The sequence below is a fragment of the Amycolatopsis stemonae genome, from assembly GCF_054781455.1.
In genome coordinates this window covers 336,007-355,912 of record NZ_BAAGUJ010000006.1, presented here as the reverse complement: position 1 = coordinate 355,912, position 19,906 = coordinate 336,007, and the positions used below count along the sequence as shown (strand labels likewise).

At 69.0% G+C, this 19,906-nt stretch carries 15 protein-coding genes and 2 pseudogenes; 8 read left to right on the top strand and 9 right to left on the bottom strand.

The genetic code is table 11. The annotated features are described in order from the left end of the window. Positions 1-9 precede the first annotated feature (9 nt). Entirely contained in the window at positions 10-1,065 is a 1,056-nt protein-coding gene (locus ACYVLJ_RS24370) for an alpha/beta fold hydrolase (protein ID WP_460440455.1), read from the top strand. Between the two features lie 97 nt (positions 1,066-1,162). Here the strand turns inward: ACYVLJ_RS24370 and ACYVLJ_RS24365 are convergent. The 4 genes and pseudogenes from ACYVLJ_RS24365 to ACYVLJ_RS24350 all read right to left on the bottom strand — a co-directional run bounded on the left by ACYVLJ_RS24365 (position 1,163) and on the right by ACYVLJ_RS24350 (position 5,663). After that, positions 1,163-2,636: pseudogene (locus tag ACYVLJ_RS24365) on the bottom strand (aldehyde dehydrogenase family protein). 104 nt (positions 2,637-2,740) lie between these two features. Next, positions 2,741-3,433 (bottom strand): fumarylacetoacetate hydrolase family protein, encoded by a 693-nt coding sequence (locus tag ACYVLJ_RS24360; RefSeq protein ID WP_460440454.1) that lies wholly within the window; start codon positions 3,431-3,433, stop codon positions 2,741-2,743. 266 nt (positions 3,434-3,699) lie between these two features. Beyond that, positions 3,700-4,773, bottom strand: coding sequence for an amidohydrolase family protein (locus tag ACYVLJ_RS24355; RefSeq protein WP_460440453.1), 1,074 nt, complete (start codon positions 4,771-4,773; stop codon positions 3,700-3,702). Beyond that, entirely contained in the window at positions 4,767-5,663 is an 897-nt protein-coding gene (locus ACYVLJ_RS24350; protein ID WP_460440452.1) for an MBL fold metallo-hydrolase, read from the bottom strand. Before ACYVLJ_RS24350 ends, ACYVLJ_RS24355 begins: the two co-directional genes overlap by 7 nt. Positions 5,664-5,870: 207 nt before the next feature. On the opposite strand from ACYVLJ_RS24350, the gene ACYVLJ_RS24345 reads away from it, so the two are divergent. Next, positions 5,871-6,857, top strand: a complete 987-nt coding sequence (locus ACYVLJ_RS24345) for a LysR family transcriptional regulator (protein ID WP_460440451.1) — start codon at positions 5,871-5,873, stop codon at positions 6,855-6,857. Positions 6,858-6,888: 31 nt separating this feature from the next. Here the strand turns inward: ACYVLJ_RS24345 and ACYVLJ_RS24340 are convergent, their stop codons facing one another. Then, a complete protein-coding gene (locus ACYVLJ_RS24340) occupies positions 6,889-7,482 on the bottom strand; it encodes a TetR family transcriptional regulator (RefSeq protein ID WP_460440450.1) in 594 nt (197 codons plus the stop codon). Between the two features lie 726 nt (positions 7,483-8,208). Here ACYVLJ_RS24340 and ACYVLJ_RS24335 point away from each other — a divergent pair. The 3 genes from ACYVLJ_RS24335 to ACYVLJ_RS24325 all read left to right on the top strand — a co-directional run bounded on the left by ACYVLJ_RS24335 (position 8,209) and on the right by ACYVLJ_RS24325 (position 10,052). Beyond that, positions 8,209-8,496 (top strand): hypothetical protein, encoded by a 288-nt coding sequence (locus ACYVLJ_RS24335; protein WP_460440449.1) that lies wholly within the window; start codon positions 8,209-8,211, stop codon positions 8,494-8,496. A 100-nt stretch (positions 8,497-8,596) separates the two neighbouring features. Then, complete coding sequence (locus tag ACYVLJ_RS24330; protein WP_460440448.1) at positions 8,597-9,484, top strand: hypothetical protein; 888 nt, start codon at positions 8,597-8,599, stop codon at positions 9,482-9,484. Continuing rightward, entirely contained in the window at positions 9,477-10,052 is a 576-nt protein-coding gene (locus tag ACYVLJ_RS24325; RefSeq protein WP_460440447.1) for a DUF3558 domain-containing protein, read from the top strand. The genes ACYVLJ_RS24330 and ACYVLJ_RS24325 overlap by 8 nt, the downstream gene beginning before the upstream one ends. An 821-nt stretch (positions 10,053-10,873) precedes the next feature. Here ACYVLJ_RS24325 and ACYVLJ_RS24320 read toward each other — a convergent pair. The 3 genes and pseudogenes from ACYVLJ_RS24320 to ACYVLJ_RS24310 form a co-directional block, all read right to left on the bottom strand. Then, positions 10,874-12,040, bottom strand: a pseudogene (locus tag ACYVLJ_RS24320) (DHA2 family efflux MFS transporter permease subunit); the annotation flags it as partial. A 207-nt stretch (positions 12,041-12,247) separates the two neighbouring features. Continuing rightward, positions 12,248-13,192: an NADP-dependent oxidoreductase gene (locus tag ACYVLJ_RS24315; protein ID WP_460440446.1), complete on the bottom strand. Its 945-nt coding sequence runs from the start codon at positions 13,190-13,192 to the stop codon at positions 12,248-12,250. A 16-nt stretch (positions 13,193-13,208) separates the two neighbouring features. Then, positions 13,209-14,084, bottom strand: coding sequence for an aldo-keto reductase family protein (locus tag ACYVLJ_RS24310; protein ID WP_460440445.1), 876 nt, complete (start codon positions 14,082-14,084; stop codon positions 13,209-13,211). Between the two features lie 100 nt (positions 14,085-14,184). Between ACYVLJ_RS24310 and ACYVLJ_RS24305 the strand changes: the two genes are divergently transcribed. From ACYVLJ_RS24305 to ACYVLJ_RS24295, 3 genes are all read left to right on the top strand, one after another. Continuing rightward, positions 14,185-15,168, top strand: coding sequence for an Lrp/AsnC family transcriptional regulator (locus ACYVLJ_RS24305; protein ID WP_460440444.1), 984 nt, complete (start codon positions 14,185-14,187; stop codon positions 15,166-15,168). Between the two features lie 763 nt (positions 15,169-15,931). Continuing rightward, a complete protein-coding gene (locus ACYVLJ_RS24300; protein WP_460440443.1) occupies positions 15,932-17,851 on the top strand; it encodes a right-handed parallel beta-helix repeat-containing protein in 1,920 nt (639 codons plus the stop codon). 12 nt (positions 17,852-17,863) lie between these two features. Continuing rightward, positions 17,864-18,871 (top strand): right-handed parallel beta-helix repeat-containing protein, encoded by a 1,008-nt coding sequence (locus ACYVLJ_RS24295; RefSeq protein WP_460440442.1) that lies wholly within the window; start codon positions 17,864-17,866, stop codon positions 18,869-18,871. 39 nt (positions 18,872-18,910) lie between these two features. Here ACYVLJ_RS24295 and ACYVLJ_RS24290 read toward each other — a convergent pair whose 3' ends face one another. Further along, entirely contained in the window at positions 18,911-19,870 is a 960-nt protein-coding gene (locus ACYVLJ_RS24290) for a GlxA family transcriptional regulator (protein WP_460440441.1), read from the bottom strand. Between the last annotated feature and the right edge of the window lie 36 nt (positions 19,871-19,906).

The window sequence follows — 19,906 nt, the reverse complement described above, 5'->3', positions numbered from 1 at the left end:
GGAACGGCAGTGACCACACTCCTCGACGGAATCACCTCGGCGAAGGTGCCGACCGACCGGCTGACCGCGCACGTACTGGAGGTGGCAGGCCGCGAGCACGGCGAACCGGTCGTGTTCGTCCACGGCAACGTCTCGTCCGCCGCCTTCTGGCAGGAGGCGATGCTCGACCTGCCGCCGCGGTACCGTCCGATCGCGGTGGACCTGCGCGGCTTCGGCGGCACCGACCCGTTGCCGGTGGACGCGACGCGGGGCGTGCGCGACTACGCCGACGACGTGGCCGCCACGCTGGCCGCGCTGGGCATCGACGCCGCGCACCTGGTCGGCTGGAGCATGGGCGGCGGCGTGGTCCTGCAGCTGCTGCGCGAGCACCCCGCACTCGCGCGCACCGTGACGCTGGTCAACCCCGTCTCGCCCTACGGCTTCGGCGGCACCAAGGGCGCGGACGGCGAGCTGGTCGACGCGGCGGGCGCCGGCTCGGGCGGCGGTGGCGCCAACCCGGACTTTGTCGCCCGGCTCAAGGCCGGCGACACCTCGGACGAGTCGCCGTTCTCCCCGCGACAGGTGCTGCTGGCCTTCTACGTCGAACCGCCGTTCCACCCCGCCCGCCTCGACGACCTCGTCGAGTCGATGCTCACCACCCGGGTCGGCGACGACCACTACCCCGGCGACTCCACCACGACCGACGCGTGGCCGGGCGTCGCGCCGGGCACCCGTGGCGTGCTCAACACCCTGGCGCCCGGCAACTTCCGCCTCGACGACCTCGACGCGATCGAGCCCAAGCCCCCGATCCTCTGGGTGCGGGGAGCCGACGACCAGATCGTCTCCGACACCTCCCTGTTCGACCTCGCCCACCTCGGCCGGCTCGGCGCGGTGCCCGGCTGGCCGGGCGAGGACACCCACCCCGCGCAGCCGATGGTCACCCAGACCAGAGCCGTCCTCGACCGCTACGCCGCGGCGGGCGGCCACTACCGCGAGGTGGTCATCGCAGACACCGGGCACAGCCCGCACATCGAGAAGCCGAAGGAGTTCTCAGCGGCACTGCTCGAGGGGTTGGCCAAGGGCTGATCCGACACCGGCGAAGGACTCGGCAGATCCCGGGGCGGGCTGAGCACAAAGATCCATCTCGCTGCAGCCCGGAGGTGGCGCGAGGTTACCTGTCGGTTCAGCCGAGCAGTTCGTCGACGACCGCCCAGCGCGGCACCGGGTTCATCCCGGAAGGAAGCCGCACTGTCTTGCTGTAGCCGAACTCGCGCAGTGTCTCGGCGGCGTGTTCGCGACCGTAACCACTGTGCTTCGTTCCGCCGAACGGGGTGCCGATGACCGCGCGGTTGTAGTTGTTCACGAACACGATGCCCGCTTCGATACCGCGGCTGACCCGCAGCGCGCGCATTGTCCGCGGTGAACACCCCGGCCAACAGGCCGAAATCGGTGTTGTTGGCGATGGCCACGGCCTCGGCCTCGTCGTCGAAGGGGATGACGCACACGACGGGGCCGAAGATCTCCTCCTTGGCCACGCGCATGTCCGGGGTAACCGCGGTGAACAGCGTCGGCGCGACGTAGAACCCCTCGGCCAGCTCGGGATCCACCGGCAACGGGGCCTGCGCGGCGATGACGGCACCTTCCCGGACGCCGATGTCGACGTAGTCGAGCACGCGTCGCTGCTGGGCCGCCGTGACGAGCGGGCCGACGTGCGTGGTTTCGTCGAGGCCGCGCCCGACCCGCAGCCCGGCCACAGCCCGGCTCAGCCGTCCGACCACCTCGTCGTGCACCGAGCGGTGCACCAGCAACCGCGAGGCTGCCGTGCAAGCTTCGCCCTGGTTGAAGTACCCGCCTTCGAGGGCAGCGGCCACGGCGTCGTCGAGATCGGCGTCTTCGAAGACCACGAGCGGGTTCTTGCCCCCGAGTTCCATCAGGGTGGGGGTGAGGTTGTCCGCGGCCGTCTTCGAGACCGCGACACCAGTCGTGGGAGCCCCGGTGAACGACAGCTTCCGGACCAGCGGGTGCCCCGCGAGCGCCGCGCCCACGGACCCCTTGCCCGCGACGACGTGGACGACGTCGTCGGGCAGCACGGACTGGATGATCTCGGCCAGCCGCAAGATGGTGAGCGGTGCCTGCTCCGGGGGCTTCAGCACGACGGCGTTGCCCGCCGCGAGCGCCGGTGCGGTCTTCCCGGCGGTGTGGATCGGGGGCCAGTTGAACGGGATGATCGCGCCGATCACGCCGAAGGGCTGCAGCGTCGTGACGTCCAGCGAATAGCCGGTATCCCGGACCGCTCCGGGCATCTCGTGCGTGAGACTGCCGAAAAGCTCGAACACGGCGATGCAGGATTCGAGGTCGAAAGCCCGCGCCTGACTCCGCGGCTTGCCGTTCTCCCGGGATTCCAGTTCGGCCAGTTCGTCGGCGTGCAGGCGGATCTGGCGAGCGACCTCCACCAGCAACCGGCCGCGCTCCACCGCGGGCCGGCGGCTCCAAGCGAGAAACCCATCGTGGGCGGCACGGACCGCCGCTTCGACCTCTGCCACTCCCCCGCCCTGAACCGTGGCGAGGTGGTGGCCGGTGGCGGGGTCTTCGACGACGAATCGGTCTTCCTCGCGTGGAGAGGACCAACGGCTTGTGACGATGGTTTCGAGATTCATCGTGCTCCTTCAAACTCCAACAGTCGTGTTGGCTTCTGTTTTGAACGTACGCCTACCGCCGACGTTCTGCAACGCAAGTGTTGGAGTTGGCTGCGAGACCGCGGTCATTGCTGGGTGAGCGGGCTGCGCCGTCGTGTGAGGGGGTGAAACGGAGCCGCTTGAGTGATCGAAGCGCGGATCTCACCGAGGTTCTCGACACTCAAGGTGACCTGGTCGCCGGCGTCGAGCCAGGGATACTCCGCTCCACTGTGGACTTTGGCGAGTTCCAGGATGCAACCGGTACCGACGGTGCCGGAGCCGATGACGTCCCCGGTCTGCAGGGTCGTCCCCCGGGATGCGTAGGAGAGCAGGTCGGCGAAGGACCAGAACTGGTCGGCCCAGTTCCCTTCGCTGTAGAGGACGCCGTTCACCGAGGCGGTCATCTTCAGGTCGAACCCTTCGCCGCTGCGCTTTCCCTCGATTTCGTCGGGGGTGACCAGGAAGGGCCCGAGGCTGGTGGCCGTGTCCTTGGCTTTGCCGGGGCCGATCGCCATGGTCATCTCCGCCGCCTGGAGGTCCCGGGCGCTCCAGTCGCAGAAGATCGTGTATCCGGCGATGTGGGCGGGGGCTTCGGCCGGGCTGACGTTGGTGGCCGGGGCACCGACGATCGCCGCCACTTCGAGTTCGTAGTCGAACTGCCGGCTCCCGGGCGCGATCGGCACCGTCTCGTGCGGCCCGCGGAGCGCGGCCGGGTTCTGGAAGTAGAAAACCGGTTGCTGGTAATAGACCGGGTTCGTGGGGAGCCCCATCGCGGTCATCGAGGTGACGTAGTGGTTCTCGAACGCCATGAAATCCCGGATCGACGGTGGGCGCGGTATCGGTGGCAGCAGCTGTGCGACACCGGCGGGGACGACCTCGAAAGGGTCGTCTCCGGCTTCGCGGGCGGCTTCCGCCAGGACCGCGGGAGATCCGATGAGGTCGATCAGCTGCCGGTCGCCGCGGAGGCCGTGGAGTGTTCCGCCCTCGAACAGAGCTGCGTGTTCCTTGTCGTCCGCCGGTGAGCGGTAAGTGGCCCACTTCACTTTCATTGCTCCCCTTCGGTGATGGTGATTCCGGGTTCGGCCTTGTCCGGCATTTTCGGCTCCCTTTGCTGCTTGAGACCGAGCAGTGCGGCCGCATTGAGCCCGGCGATGCGCCGCGACTCGGCCATCGGCAGACCGGTCTGCTCAAGCCGGGTGAGCGGGTCGCTCACCGCCATGTCGAACGGGTAGTCCGTTCCCAGCAGGACCCGGTCGGCTCCCATCGCTCGCGTCAGCGCCGCCAGCTCCGACGGCCGGTAGACGAGACTGTCGACATAGAGCTGGGACAGGTACTCACTGGGTCGCTTGGCCATCGAGCGGCTCTCCGGGCGCACCTCGTAGGCGTGCTCGGCCCGGCCGAGGTAGACCGGCAGGAAACCGCCGCCGTGCGCTCCGCAGATCCGCAACCGGGGGAACCGGTCGAGCACACCGGCGAAGACGAGCCGGCACAGGGCGATCGTGGTTTCCAGTGGCTGACCGATGACGTTGCCCAGGTAGTACGACGATAGCCGTTGCTCCACAGTGCATCCCCACGGGTGCACGAAGACGAGCACCCCGAGGTCCTCCGCCGTGGCCCAGAAGACGTCCAGGGCGGGGTCGGAGAACTCGCGCTCACCGGAGCGGGTCGGGATCTGCACGGACTTCATCCCGTACCGCTCCACCGCGTCACGCAGCTGAACGGCCGCCCGGTCGGGGTGCTGGAAAGCGACGTGCGCCATGGCGGTCAGCCGGCCGGGCGACTTCGCCGCCAGGTCGGCCAGGTGCTCGTTCACCAGGTACGTCAGTTCGTCGGCGAGGACCTCCTCCGCCCACGAGTGGTACTGCGTGGGTGCGACGCTGACGGCCTGCATGTCCACGCCCGCCCGGTCCATCGCACTCAGGCGGACGTCCAGTTCGGTGAGCGCCGGGTACCACTCGTCCCGGAACAGACGGTGGTTGACCGCGACGGAGTCCGGCCCGAAGACCGCCAGCTGGGCGCGCTCCTGCGCGACACGCTCTTCTCGACCGGCCACCAGTTCATCGACCGGCGCGTGGGCGTGGATGTCCACCACCAGCGGGAAAGCGTCGGCCGTCAGCATGCTTCGCGCTCCGAGCCGATGAGGTTGTCGTACAGCGCCCCCGCGTTCGCCGACTGGATGTAGTCCATCAGGTGATCCAGGCCGACGTCGGTCCGGCACGCTTCGGCGAAGTTGACGCGCTGAACCGTTTCTTCGCGGGACCACCCCTTGGCCACGGCGTCCGCGACGGCGCTCTGCCAGCCCAGCAGCACGGCCCGCTGCTCCCGAACGGCGTCGAGGGTGGTGATCGCACCGTGGCCGGGCACGACGTGGTCGACGTCGAGCTGGGCGATCCGGTCGAGCGAGCGCAGCCACTGGTCGACGTCGGACGTCATCAGCCAGGTCTGGCACCCGGAGAAGAGGGTGTCACCGGTGAAAACCGTGCGCTCCTGGGGAACGTGCACGGCGATCTGGCCCGGCGTGTGCCCGGGGGTGTGCAGCAGCTCGAAGGTGTGTTCGCCCAGCCTGAGCGTCAGGTCACCCGTGAACACGATGTCGCCCTTGTTGGGGTCGCCGTAGTACTCGCCGCGTTCGGGAATCAGCTTCGCCCCCTCGGGATCGTCGTCCTCGGCGGCGTTGACCGCGAAGGCGAACGGATCCAGGTCGTAGACGGTCATGAAGTTGTCGAACACCTCTTGGTGGTGGACCACCAGACCGGCACCGGCGAAGAAGTAGTTGCCGAAGATGTGGTCGACGTGGTGCTCGGTGTTGACGACGTAGCGGATGGGACCGTGGCCTTCCGCCTGCTGGCGCATGGCGAGCGCGTGCGTCGGCAGCTGAGGGGTGTCGATGACGACCACCCCGTCCGACGTCACGACGAAGCCGGGGTCGCATCCGCGAGTCCCGGTTTCCACGTACACGTTCGGCGTCAGCTGCCCGAGCGGCCGGGGGCGCCCTTCACCTTTCTCCATCGAGGAGAACCTCCCTGTTCTCGGCACCGGTCGAATGTGGACAGTCGCGATCGACAACGGGAACACCATGCGCCGCACGGAGCGGACCGGGGAAGCTCGATCTGCCGATGGGCGGTATCGACCCGCTCTATCCCGGGCCCGCTTGCCGTCGCCGGGCCGGGTGTGTAGTCATGGCGCTGTGAACGAACCCACGACGGCGGGCCACCCGTGAAGGAGCTGAAGCACCTCAACCTGAACCTGCTCGTGCACCTGGACGCACTGCTCGCCCAGCGCAGCGTCTCCGGGGCGGCCCAGCAGCTCGGGTTGAGCCAGCCGACGGTGTCGTCCGCGCTGGCCAGGCTCCGCCGGCACTTCGGTGACGAGCTGCTGGCGCGTCAGGGAAGCAGGTACGTGCTCACCCCGCTGGCCGCGTCCCTGCAACCCCTCGTCACTGACGCGGTCACCACCAGCGAGCGGGTCTTCCTCGGCCGCGCGGGGTTCGACCCGGCACGCACCCGTCGCCAGTTCGTCATCCTGACGAGTGATTTCTGGCTCGAGGCCGTCGGCCCGGCCGTCAGCCGGCTCCTCAGCGAGGCCGCGCCGGCGTCATCGGCCCGGTTCGACCAGCTGCGCATCGCCGACCTCGACGATCCCCTGGAAACCCTGCGCACCCTCGACGGCATCCTGCTGCCGCACGGAGCCATGCCGGAGGCACCGCACGTGGATCTGCTGACCACCGAATGGCGGGCGCTGGTCGACGCGCGCAACGACCGGGTCGGAACGGTCCTCGACCGGGACACGCTCGCGGCACTCCCGTGGGTGCTCTACGCCGACCGGTCCACGGCGACCGCGGCGCTCGTCACCTCCACGATCATGCGCCAGCTGGTACTGGCCGGGCTCGACCCGCGCGTCGAGGTCACGGTCGGGACGTTCTCCGCAGTGCCGTCCTTCGTCCGCGGCACCGATCGCGTCGCGGTCGTCCACAAATCCCTCGCGCTGCGCGCCGAACTGACCTCGGGCCTGCGCTCGTTGCCGCTTCCGATGGCTTTCGACGCACTCACGCTGGCGTTCTGGTGGCACCCGCGCCACACCCACGACCACGCCCACCGGTGGTTCAGGTCGTTGACGAGGTCCGCAGCCGCGCTGGTCGCCGCCGACGTCCCGGGCTTCGAACTCGCCCCCGCCACGGAGGAGCCACCCCGCAACGGTAAGTAGGCCGGGGCTGTGGTGCTCGACCCACCGCACATCACCTGCCGACGGCCGCGATACGCCGTGCCGCCTGCACGACGGCCTCCCGGCGCCGAGCCGGGGAGTCGTCTTCCTGCCCGGTCGCGAGCATGCGAGCCATCTGCGGCGTCGCCCACCACTGGACGGCCAGCGCGATGAGCAGGAAGACGAGGTGAGCGGGGTCGATCGACGAGTCGATCAGCCCCGACCGCTGGGCCTCGGCCACCGCACGCGCCTTGCCCACGTACAGCCCGGTTCGTGCGGTTTCGTCCTGGACAGCGCCCGAATCGGCGAGGCCCTCCCACAGGACGAGCCGAGCAACATCCGGGTGTTCCCGCAAGTAGTCGAACGAGAGTCCGGCGAAGTCCGCCAGGTCGTCCGGGCCCGTCACCTGGCGCAGAGGCACGTCTGCGGCGAGCTTGTCGAGTTCGTCCCGGACCACGTTCGAAAACAGCGCCGCCTTGTCGCCGTAGTACTTGTAGACCCGTTCCCGGTTCACCCCGGCGCGCTTGGCGATCCTGTCGATCGTCGTCCCGGCCGCACCGAACCGCGAAAACTCGGCGAGCGCAGCTTCCTGGATCCTCCGCTTCGTACCCTCGACGTCCCAGGCCATGGCGCAACCATACTCCAACACCAGTGTTGCCGATCCGGCGTTCAGGGCGTACGGTGACCGAACTTCCAACATGAGCGTTGGAGTTTTCACGGGGGCATCGGGTAATAAATTGAAACTTCAAGTTCACTCGTTCGAAGCAGGAGGAGACGTTGGACGTCGCCCCGAGCCAGGCCACCCAGCAAGGCCGCTACCTAGGCGGCCGACCACCCTACGGCTACCAACTCGTCGGCGCCGGGCTGGACTTCAGAAAATCCTCCAGAGTTTCGTGTACTGAACAACCGTTCTTGTTCGACGCCGCTTGCTTCCTCGACTCCGCAGCAATGTCGGTTTACGACCAGTCGGGGAAACGGTATTCGGCTGCCGGAAGCGCACGCATACGAGTTCGACTGTTGACGATCACCGGACCATGTACCGTGCTCGGCCTACGACACTCACCCTACGGTTCCGGCCAGTGGTCGTTTGAAGGCATGCCTTGATCGGGAGCGTCCCTAGCGACTCTTGCCGCTCACAGCAGCATACGGATCCGACCGACGTGGAAGTGCCGATCCAGCGCACTCGCGGCAGCCCACCTGCGCTGAGATGCAGCTGCAAATCACAGCACGTCCCAGCGAAATCATCCGCTCGGGCCGCGATATCCACCTGAACAGCCGACATCGGTCACTTGCAGTGCGTGACCAATCAGCTATCGTGGGTTGCTCATGATCCGTACGAGGGTGGGGAGGCCCCGTGGGGAATGGCTTCAAAGTTGCGCTCGACGAGCTGCAACGCGTCGGCGACAGCGCCCTTCCGGCACTGCGGGACATCATGGGGACCCAGCTCCCGGTCCTGAATGCGCACGAAGGCCTGGCCGGCCCTGGACATCTGGACGCGGTCAACGACTACCAGTTGGCTTACGCTCGCTTCACCGACGAGATCGCTGCCCGGCAGAAGCACGGCACCGAGGTCGTCGACGCGACGGCGGAGGTCGCCAAGGCGATCGTCACGCTGTACCGCCGCGCGGACGGACAGGGCTAGCACTGGGTGACTGGAAGAGCGAAGACGAGGTTCGGTCGGCCGCCGACCGGGCTGCCCGCCGGCTTATCGACCTCTTCGACGAGGAGCAGCCGGACGGCAAGTGGCTCGGCTCACCGGAGGCCTATCCAGACGGCGGCGGCGCAGTGCTGCTACGCAGCTTGCTCGAGGATGCCGACAACGTGCTCAGCCTCGACCCGCAGAAGATCACCGACGAGTTCAAGCGCATGAAAAGGTCGGACGCGCCCTGGACCAGGACACCTCGTCCGACATCATCGACGCGTTCCGGAAAATCGACTACTCGGTGCAGGACTGGGAAGGCGGCGGAGCCGACGCGTTCCGCCACCAGATTTCGATGATCCAGGCCTTCATCGGTCAGCAGGCCGGCTGCCTGGTCAAGACGGTCGAATCGCCGGCGATCCTCCTGGCAGCCTCTGTCCAGGCGCGGCGGGACTACGTCGCGGTCGCCGACGCCACCAGCACCGCCGTCGCCAAGGCCCTCAAGCAGCACGACGACGCCGACACGAAGATCGCGATCTCGATCGGCGCGAGCGTCGTCTCCGCCGTCCTCGGCGTCGCGACTGGTGGGGCCTGGTTCACCGCCAGCGCCGGCGTCATCATCGGCGCCGCCTCCGCCGGCCTGCAGCTCGCGGTGGACGGCGACAAGTTCGCCGAGGTCGCCTCCGGCTACAAGACCGGCAAGGACCAGGTCCTGACCAGCTACCAGGACATCGTCCACAGCGCCCTCGCCAAGATCCAGGATGCGGAGCGGGACCTGCTCGGCGAGAAGAACGAACTGTTCGCCCCGATGCCACCGAGCATCGACGTCAAGTCCCCGAGCTTTCACTACGAGGACTTCTCCTCCGTCGACCGCCCGGTCACCGAGTTCGACCCCAAAGTGGATCAAGAGCACCGGAAACTGGTCGAGGAGCACGCTCCGACCGGTATCACGGGCCCCGACACACCGATTCAGAGGCGCCTCGATGGCTGACACGATCCGCCTGGCCGCACTGGGCGTCCTCGCGGTCGCCTTGACCGCCGCAGCCTGCACCGACCCCGACGAACCGCCCGCACCCAGCAGCTCGATTTCGCCCGCACCGATCACCGCGACGCCACTCGATGTCTCGCGCTACCTGACCATGCCGTGCTCGGGAGTGCCGACCGAGCTGACCACACGACTCGGGTTGCCCAAACGAGAAGACGCCCGCGAACCCGTCCTTGTCAGCGCCGGAGCCCAGGCCCAATGCCGCCTCTCAAGCGGCCCGCCCCTGTCCGCCGCCGCGGAAGTCCGCTTCTACCCGAAAGCCCGGCCGCTCCCCCTCGTCACCGGTCCCGGCAGCCAGGTGAAGCCCACCTCCCTCAACGGGTATCCCGCCGGCGAATGGGCGCTCAGCACCGGCACGGACGGCAGCTTCACCTCCTGCCAGATGATCGTCGACATCGCACAGAGCCAGGGAGTCGGTATCCTCTTCAACGGCCCGACCGGCGAATCGGTCACCGCCTCATGTGCGAAGGCGCGACAACTTGCCGAGGGCGTCGTGGCCGCACTGCCGCACTAATTCGCAGGGCAGGATTTGTCTTCGCCGCTTCCCTGGTCCTCACGGAACGATTCCTGCCTCATGCAGGCGGATGACCGCCGCAGTCAGGCCTGTGGCACCGGTGACACTCAACCACAGGAGCTGAGGTCTGCGCGAGGATTGATCAGCTCGGCGACGTCTGCGGAACGCTGGCCGATGGAACCACCGCCGGCCTGAGCCGCCTGTACCGCGGCGCTAAACCCGAAGCTACGTCGGGATGGCGGTAGTGGGCGCCGTTTCGGAGTATGGCGTAGAGGACGTCGGAGCGGCAGGCCAGGCACATCAGGGCGGCGTTGTGCTCCTTGCCCTCGGCTCGCTTGCGGTCGCTGTGCGACCCGGCTGGCCGGGTCGGACAGCGCGCGAACGCGGCCAGGAAGAACGCGCGTTTGAGCTGACGGTTGCCTCCGAGCGGGATTCTCGCCCTTGATCGACGGCGTCGAACTGGCCGCGCACTCCGACGTCGAGGCAGCGCTCGCGACGTACGAAGAGCGGCTCTTCCCCGCAGTCGCGAAGTCGCCGAACGCTCAGCACCAGCCTCGAGGTCTTCTTCGGCGAAGAGGCTCCGCAGAGCGTCGTCGCGTGGTTCGACCATTCGTGAGCCGGCCTGGTCCCGACGAACAGCCCGGCGCAGTCGTCGTGGCGGTGGCCCGATTCACAGCCACTGTCAAGGGCACCACCACTGAACGGGTTCTGCGGTAGGCGGCGCACTGTGACTCGCCTTCATTCCTCCGGTGCCCACAGCGACGAACCATGTCGGCGTCGGCCACGCTGCCCAGGATCCGACAGGCGGCGCTGGAATCCCGCTAATGTTCGGCGTGGCTGGTGGTGATGGTCATCGCGACCAAGGCGCCGAGCAACGCGATGAACGCCGCGACGGTGAATGCGACGTGATACGGATACACGTCACCCGGCACACTGTGCCGCCCTCCGGCCAAGGTCAGCGCCGTCGTGATCGCGGCCACGCCGAGAGCGCTGCCGAGCTGGCGTAGTGCGTTGAACAACGTCGAGGCCGCCCCCGTGTCGCGTCCGGTGATGTCGGTGAACGCGGTGGCCTGGGCCGGCACGAAGATGTGCGCGATGCCGATGCCCAGCACGAACAGGATGATCCGCATCGGCCACAGCCCGGCGGTGCTGGTGATCAACGTCAGCGATCCGATCGACAGCGCCACCAGCACCAGCGCGCACACGCTCGTCCAGCGCGGCCCGAGCCGCGGGTGGACGAACCGGCCGGCGAAGGTCGAGCCGACCATGATTCCCAGCGCTTCCGGGAACGTGGACAGGCCGCTGGCCAGCGGGCTGACGCCGAGGCAGTCCTGGAGGAACAGGGCGGCCAGGTAGATCACGCCGAAGAACGACGCCATGGTCAGCACCATCACGCCGGTCATCGACCGGAACAGGCGATCGCCGAACAGCCGCAGAGCCAGCAGCGGCTCGCGGGTACGCCGCTGCGTGCTCACCAACGCGACCAGCAGCACCACGCCGACCGCGAGCGTGGCCAGGATCAGCGGATCGCCCCAGCCGAGTGCCGGTCCGGCGCTGACGCCGTACATCAGCGCGGCGAACCCCAGGCCGGACAACAGGAAGCCGCGCAGGTCGAAGCGACCGGCGATCGGCTCGTCGGCGTCACGCAGGAAGAGCAGGCCGTAGACCAGGGCGATGACGCCGAACGGGATGTTGACCAGGAACACCCAGCGCCAGTTCGCCGCGTCGACCAGCACGCCGCCCAGCAGCGGGCCGGTGGCCGGGGCCAGCGTGGTCGGGACGGTGAGAACGGCCGAGGCGCGCATCCGCTCGGCCGGTGGGAAGGCCTGGAACAGCATCGCCATGCCGACCGGCATCAGCATGCCGCCGCTGATGCCCTGCACCACCCGGAAACCGACCAGCTGCGGGAACGAGCCGGCCGCCCCGCACAGCGCGGACGCCACCGTGAAGACCACGATCGCGCCCAGCAGCACGCGTTTGCGGCCGAGCCGGTCGCCAGCTGCTGGCCGGGATGACCACGGCCAGGCTGACCAGGTAACCGACCGAGACCGCGCCGACCGAGGTCGGCGGGACCTGAAACTCGCTGCCGATACTGGGCAGCGCCACGTTCACGATGGCCGTGTCCATGATGGACATGAACAGCGCCAGCACGAAGACCACGCTGACCGCGATCTTCGGGCGGGCGAGGACCTTCGTCACGATGACTCCCGCGCGTGCGGGACGAGCACGACGCCACCGCGCAGTCCGCCCTTGGCCAGCAGCGCGTGCGCGTCCGCCGCCTGCTCGAACGGGAAGGTCCTGGCCACGCGCAGCGTCAGCCGGCCGCTCTCGACCAGGCGGGACAGCTCGGTGAGCTCCGCGCCGTCGGCCACGGCCTGCACGAGGCCGACGGTGATGCCGGGCTCGCCGGCCGGCCGGGCCGGCGGCGTGACGGCGACGAAGGAGCCGCCGTCACGCACGGCCCCGATCACCCCGGAGCCGATCCCGGCGGTGTCGAGGACGCCGTCGACACCCTCCGGGGCGATCGCACGCACCGCCTCGGCTGAATTCCCGCCCCGGGCAACAAAAGTCGCGCCGATACCGGTGACGAACGGCTCGTCCTCCGGTGCGGCGATGGCGATCACGCGCAGGCCCTGGTGCAGGGCCAGCTGGACCGCGAAGGCGCCGATGGCGCCGGCCGCGCCGGTGATCACGATCCGGTCGCCGCCCTTACGCCCCAGGATCTTCAGCGCCTGCGCGGCGGTGTGGCCGTTGAGCGGCAACGTGGACGCCGCCTCGAAGTCCACGCCGGCCGGAGCCGGGGCGAGGAAGCCGGCCGGCAGCACCACGTACTCGGCCTGGCAGCCGATCTTCGTTTGCGGCCAGTTCGACATGGCCAGCACGGCATCCCCGACGGCGAAGCCGGTCACCCCGGAGCCGACCTCGTCGACGGTGCCGGCGGCGTCGACCCCGAGCACGTACGTCGGGCCGGCCGGCACCATCGGACCCAGCCGGCCCGCGCGGGCAACCGTGTCCAGCGGGTGCACGGCGGCGGCCCGCACCTGGACCCGGACGTGGCCGGCCGGGACCTCGGGGATCGGACGCTCATCGACAGCGAGGACTTCCGGGCCGCCGAAATCGGTGAAAGTTACTGCACGCATGGGATTTTCTCCTGGTTCAGTGACGCGCCCACGGCGCGGCGGCCTCGGCGCTGCCGACCGCGTTCAGCGCGGCGACGGCCTCGGCCGGTAGTTCGATGTCGGCGGCGGCGACGTTCTCCCGCAGGTGCTCGACCGAGGACGTGCCCGGGATCAGCAGCATCGTGGGGGAACGCTGCAGCAGCCACGCCTGGGCCACCTGCAGCGGCGTGTGCCCGAGGCCGTCGGCGACCTGCTGCAACGTGTCGGACTGCAGCGGCCGGAACCCGCCGAGCGGGAAGAAGGGCACGAAGGCGATGCCCTCCTCGGCGCAGAGGTCGACCAGCGGGTCGTCCTTGCGCACGGCCAGGTTGTAGAAGTTCTGCACGGTGCGTACCGGCGCGATCCGCCGGGCCGCGAGCACCTGCTCGGTGCTGACGTTGCTGACGCCGAGGTGCCGGATCAGGCCCTGCTCCTGGAGCTCCGCCAGCACGGTGAACGGCTCGGCGATGTCGGTCGCCGCGGTGGTGTCGGTCATTCTCAAATTCACCAGATCCAGTGACGACAGGCCCAGGTGCGCCAGGTTGTCCTCCACCGCCGCGACCAGCTCACCCCGCGAGAGCGCCGCCGGCCACGACTTGTCCGGCCCGCGCCGCGCGCCGACCTTCGTGACGATGTGCAGGCCCTCCGGGTAGGGGTGCAGCGTCTCGCGGATCAGCTCGTTGACCGTGTGCGGGCCGTAGTAGTCGCTGGTGTCGATGTGCGTGATGCCCTGGGCGACGACCTCGCGCAGCACCGCGGCCGCCTGGGCGCGGTCCTTCGGCGGCCCCCAGGCCATCGGACCGGCCAGCTGGATGGCCCCGTACCCCATCCGGGTCAGGCTCAGGTCGTCGGCCAGGTCGATCTTGTCGTTCATGGTTCCAGGATCATCCGGCAAGCGGACAGACCACGCATCAAGAGCGCCATCCGCCGCCAAGCCTCCACGCGAGGCTCATCCGAGCGAGTAATCTTCCACCGTGGAGCTCATCGACCGACGGATCGTGCAATGCCTGCAACGGGACGGCCGGGCCCCGTTCCGCCGCATCGCCGAGGCCCTCGGCGTGTCCGAGCAGACCGTCGCCCGGCGGTATCGCGCCCTGCACAACGACGGCGCGTTGCGCGTGCGGGCCTACCTCGGCGACCGCGTCACCCGGACCCAGCGCTGGTTCGTCCGGGTGCAGAGCCGGCCCGACGCCGCCGACGGCCTCGCCGGCGCGATCGCCGCCCGTGACGACGTGTCGTGGGTCAGCGTCACCTCCGGCGGCTCCGAGATCGTCTGCGTCGCGTTCACCGACCCCGACGCCACCCGCGGCTCCGTGCTGGCCCGCCTGCCGCGCACCAGCCAGGTGCTGAGCTTCACCGCGTTCGCCGTGCTGCACATGCACGTCGGCAGCGACACCAAATGGTTCGCCTACGACGATCCGCTCACCCCCTCCCAGGTCGCCGTGCTGCGCCCACGCCGGCCGGCACCGGGCCCGACGGCCGACCCCACCCTGCGCCCCGATGACGCGCCGCTGCTCGCCGAACTCAACCGTGACGGCCGGCTCGGCGTCGTCGCGCTGGCCAAAGCCACCGGCCGGCCCCAGTCCCGCGTGTCCACCCGCCTCGACGAGCTGCTCTCCTCCGGCGCCCTGCACATCGCCGTCGACCTCGCCCCTCCCCTGTTCGGCTTCCACGCCAGCGCCTACCTCTGGCTCACCGTCACCCCCGGCGAGCTCGACGCCACCGGCCAGGCCCTGTCCCTGCACCCGGAGACGACGTTCTCCGCCGCCGTCACCGGCGCGGCCAACCTCCTGGTCACCGTCACCTGCCGCACCACCGAGGACCTGTACCTGTACGTCACCGGCAAGATCGGCGCGCTGCCGGCCGTGCACCAAGTCGAGACCGTGCCCGTGCTGCACCAGCTCAAGCAGTCCGGCACCCTCATGCGCAACGGCCGCTTGGTGCTGGACCAGCTGTGACGCCTCCGGAGGCCTTCGTGCCCCATCGGCCACGGCACGCGCTTTCGGTTGCACCGGCGCTCGGTCCGGCCTGCGGGGATCCAAGGGTGCGGCGACACGGGCGCCACCGCGGCGCACTTCTGTCGCGGCGATCAGCAAGGCAGCCGCGGCGCCGCCGAAAGCCGCGTGGTCGCCCGCGAACTCGCCACTGTCCTTTGTGGCCGACAGCGACAGGCCGGCCAGCACGGCGATCCCCACGGGTCCCCGACCTGCTGAGCGGTGTTCACCGTGGCCGACGCGGCGCCCGAGCGCGCGCCGGTGCGACGCCCGCGGCCGCCGAGCCGAAACACCACGCCCGGCCCGGGCAGCACGGCGCCCGCGCGCCCGCCACCGTCGACACCGGTGAGGCCGCCGGCAGCGACCCCGCCGCGGATGCCCTTCCAGCGCGCGAAGCACGAACGGCTGCCGGTGGCCGCCCATCGGCTCCTCGCGGAGCACCGCGATCCGGCGGCACGGCCGGGAACCTCTTACCCACTTAGTTTGGAAAGTAACTTTACTAACACAGAGACAGCCTGTAGCGTCTCCTTCACCGCCGCCTTCACGCAGTCCTGGTGAAAACCAGCAAGCCATGGAGGAGCCTTGAGCAGACCGGCCTTCGCCCTCGCACTCGCCGCGGTCGGGAAATCCCTCAGCCGCTGACGTCAAGCCCGCTCGTCGCCCACGACCCGGGCAGCACTGGCCACCCGTGCGGTGGCCGCTTTCCCCCACTCTTCCGGAGGTCTCTTTGTCACGCCGAAAAACAGCCGCATCCCTCGCGGTTCTCCTGTGCGCCACCATCGGCGTCACCAGGCCGTCGTGGTCCGCCGCCGCCACGCCCGGTCCGGGTGCGCTGACCACCCTCGACACCTCGGCGAGCAACCGCGCGGCGCCGGTGCCGGGGCTCTACGACTGGAGCAAAGCCGGTTTCCGCGGCGGGCAGGACCTGCCCGGTGCCGACGCGGTGAACCCGAGCGCGAGCTGCCGGATCACCGCCGCCCAGCTGGCCACCTCCTACCAGGTCAAACCGGACGACGGCGTCGACGACACGGCCGGCATCCAGGCGGCCGTCGACAAGATCCACTCGTCGTGCTCGCCCTCGGCGAGCTACACCAAGCTGAGCCTGATCACCTTTCCGGCCGGCACGCTGAACGTCAGCCGCGAAATCCACGTCGACGCGAACTACCTGATCCTGCGCGGCGCGGGCATGGACAAGACGAAGTTCGTCTACGCCCCGGACAGGAACACCGAGTACGACGTGCTCACGCCGGACGGCGACCAGTGGGACCAGAAGAACATGAACTACGGGGACGCGTCCGGCGGCTGGCTGTGGCCGGGCCGTGGCCTCTTCCGCGTGCAGTCGCGCGGCGTCGACCCGAGCTACGCCAGTGACTACAAGTCCGCCCCGGCCAACCGGAAGGACATCTTCGAGGGCACGATCAACGTGCACTGGAAGGCCGGCGCGAAGCTGCGCGAGAAGCCCGGCGACAAGGGCTTCGCGGCGCGGACCGGTGACAAGACCGTTTACCTGGCCACCAGCGCGAAAACGACGAACATGAAGGTCGGCGGCTTCATCAACATCCGGGCGGCGAACTCGATCAACTTCTACAAGTCGATGAGCGCGTACCCGACGACGTGGCCGCTGGAGAACCTGCACATGCGCCAGCAGTGGTTCACCATCACCGCGATCGACACCACGAACCACACGGTGTCGATCGACAAGCCGCTCGAATACGACATCCCGGTCGACTCCACTTCGGACGGTTCGCCCGCGATCGACGGCAGCGTCTACGCGTCGAAGGCGGCGCCGATCGTCGATCCGGTGGTCGGGGTCGGCTTCGAGGACTTCACGTTCGGCCAGGTGGCCCCGCCGGGCATCACCGAGGCGCAGGCCAAGGACAACTACGGCAACCTGGCGCCGTCGCTGGCCATGCAGGGCATCGTGTTCAAGTGGGCGGCGAACTCCTGGGTGCGCAACACGCACGCGACGATGACCGGCTCGCACCCGATCGTCACCGAGGAGGCCAAGAACCTCCAGATCGTGAACAACGAGCTGGACGGCTCGTGGAACAAGGGCAAGGGCGGCAACGGCTACTTCCGCGGCTCCCGCGTCTGGGACTCGCTCTACGCCGGCAACACGACCCGCGACCTGCGGCACTTCACGTTCCAGTGGTCGGCGTCGGGCAACGTCGTGATCGGCAACGACATCGACTCCGACTTCAACATCCACGGCGGCTACGAACGCAACAACCTGTTCGAGAACAACACGAACAAGGTCTCCTACGCCCACCGATCGGGCAACTGCACCGCACACTGCGGCGACGAAGGCGGCGACGCCCCGGACGACTCGAGCTGGTTCCCGATCTACTGGTCGACCGGGCAGAAGGCGGTCAAGTGGTCCGGGTCTTCCGGGCCCCGCAACGTCTTCTTCGACAACACCATGACCAAGCAGATCACCGCGGGTGCGGCGTTCACGCCGTACTACCCGGACCACACGAAGATCTACCAGTTCGGCTGGGACGGCGCCGCGTTCCACCACCTCGACGCCGGCGGCAAGCCGATCACGGACTGGGCCCACAACGAACAACGCGACTACACCCACGGCCACGGCGTCGACGACACGAAGACCAGCACGGCGAAGTCCCTGTTCCTGAAGAACATCGGCTGAAAGGACCCACCGATGATCAAGCTTCTCACGGCGCTGGCCCTGGCCGGGCCGCTCGTGCACCCCGCGGCCACCACGATCACCGTCTCGACGGCGGCGCAGCTGACCTCGGCGCTGTCCGCGGCGAAGCCGGGCGACACGATCGTGCTGGCCGACGGCGACTACAGCGGCGCGTTCGTGGCGAGCAAGCCCGGCACGGCCTCGGCGCCGATCACGCTCACCGGCAGCGCGAAGGCCGTGCTGCACGATCCGCTGTTCAACCCCGGTGACACCGACTGCCCCTCCGGGCAGACCGGCTACGGTCTCTGGCTGCAGGGTGCGAGCTACTGGAACCTCAAGGGCTTCACCGTCAAGGACTCGAAGAAGGGCATCGTCCTCGACGGCGCCTCGCACGTCACCATCGACGGCGTCACCGTGCACGACATCGGCTACGAAGGCGTGCACTTCCGCAAGAGCAGCGCCTACGGCGTCATCAAGAACTCGACGATCTCCACCACCGGCAAAGAGCAGCCCGGCTACGGCGAAGGCGTCTACCTCGGCTCGGCCAACAGCAACTGGGAATGCTACGGCACCGGCGGCGGCACCGGGCCCGACGCGAGCGACTACGTCCAGGTGCTGGACAACACGATCGGCCCCGGCGTCGCGGCCGAGGGCATCGACATCAAGGAAGGCACCCACGACGGCGTCGTCTCGGGCAACACCCTCGACGGCACGGGCGAGAAGAACCAGAACTCCGGCGACTCCACCATCGACGTCAAGGGTGACGGCTACCGGATCACCGGCAACAAGGTGACCCACCCGTACCTCGACGGCTTCCAAACGCACAACGTCTGGGGCAGCACCGGCTGCGGCAACACCTTCACCGGCAACACCTTCACCCTGACCAACGCCCAGGGCTACGGCATCAACTCCACCAACCAGAGCAGCTGCGTCTCCCGGAAGACCCCGAACGTGATCGGCGCGTCCAACACCGCCACCGGCGGCAAGGGAGTGTCGAAAACGCCCGTGACCCCGGGCAGCTGACCAGCGCCTCGCCGCCCTCCGAGGAGGGCGGCGAGGTTTTCAGGAGACGACGTCGTCGCTGCGGAAGGTGCGCCGGTACGCCTTCGGGGAGACACCCAGCTCGGCATTGAGGTGCTGGCGCAGTGACGTGGCCGTCGCGAAACCGACATCGGCGGCAATCTGATCGATCGAGAGATCGCTGGACTCCAGCAGGTGCCGCGCCCGGTGCAGGCGCTGCCTTGTGATCCAGCGGTGCGGCGGCACGCCGGTCTCGTCCCGGAACCGGCGAGCGAACGTGCGCGGGCTCATGTGCACGAGCTCGGCCAAGGCGGGCACGCTCAGCGGCGCGCCCAGGTGCTCGATCGCCCACTGGCGGGCCGGGCCCGTCGAGGACGCGACGTCGTCCGGGACCGGGCGTTCGATGTACTGCGCCTGGCCGCCGTCCCGGAACGGGGGCACCACGCAGCGGCGCGCGGCGCGGTTGGCCACCTCGCTGCCGAGGTCACGGCGGATCAGGTGCAGGCACAGGTCGACCCCCGACGCGGCCCCGGCGGAAGTCAGGACGTCGCCGTCGTCGACGAAGAGGACGTCCTCGTCGAGCCGGATGTGCGGGAACCACGCGCGGAACTGCTCCGTCGCCTCCCAGTGCGTCGTCGCCGGACGACGGTCGAGCAGCCCCGCGGCCGCGAGCACGAACGCCCCGGTGCAGATCGACGCGATCCGGGTGCCCGGGCGCACCTGCCGCAGCGCGGCGGCGACCGGCTCGGCCGGCAGCGGCCCCAGCCGCGCCGGGTGGGTCGGCGCGACGATGACCGTGTCCGCCGTCGCCAGGATCTCCGGGCCGTGCTCGGGTGTGATGGCGAAACCGGCGTTCGTGTCCACCGGGCCGCCGTCCACCGTGCAGGTCCGCACGTCGTAAGCGGCACCGGCCGCGCCGAAGACCCGGGCCGGGATGCCCAGCTCGAAGGGGAAGACGCCGTCAAGAGCGAGCACGGCGACGCGGTGCGGCGCGAACGACATGGCAGAATTCTATCGGAAACTGACGTTTCTGCCATG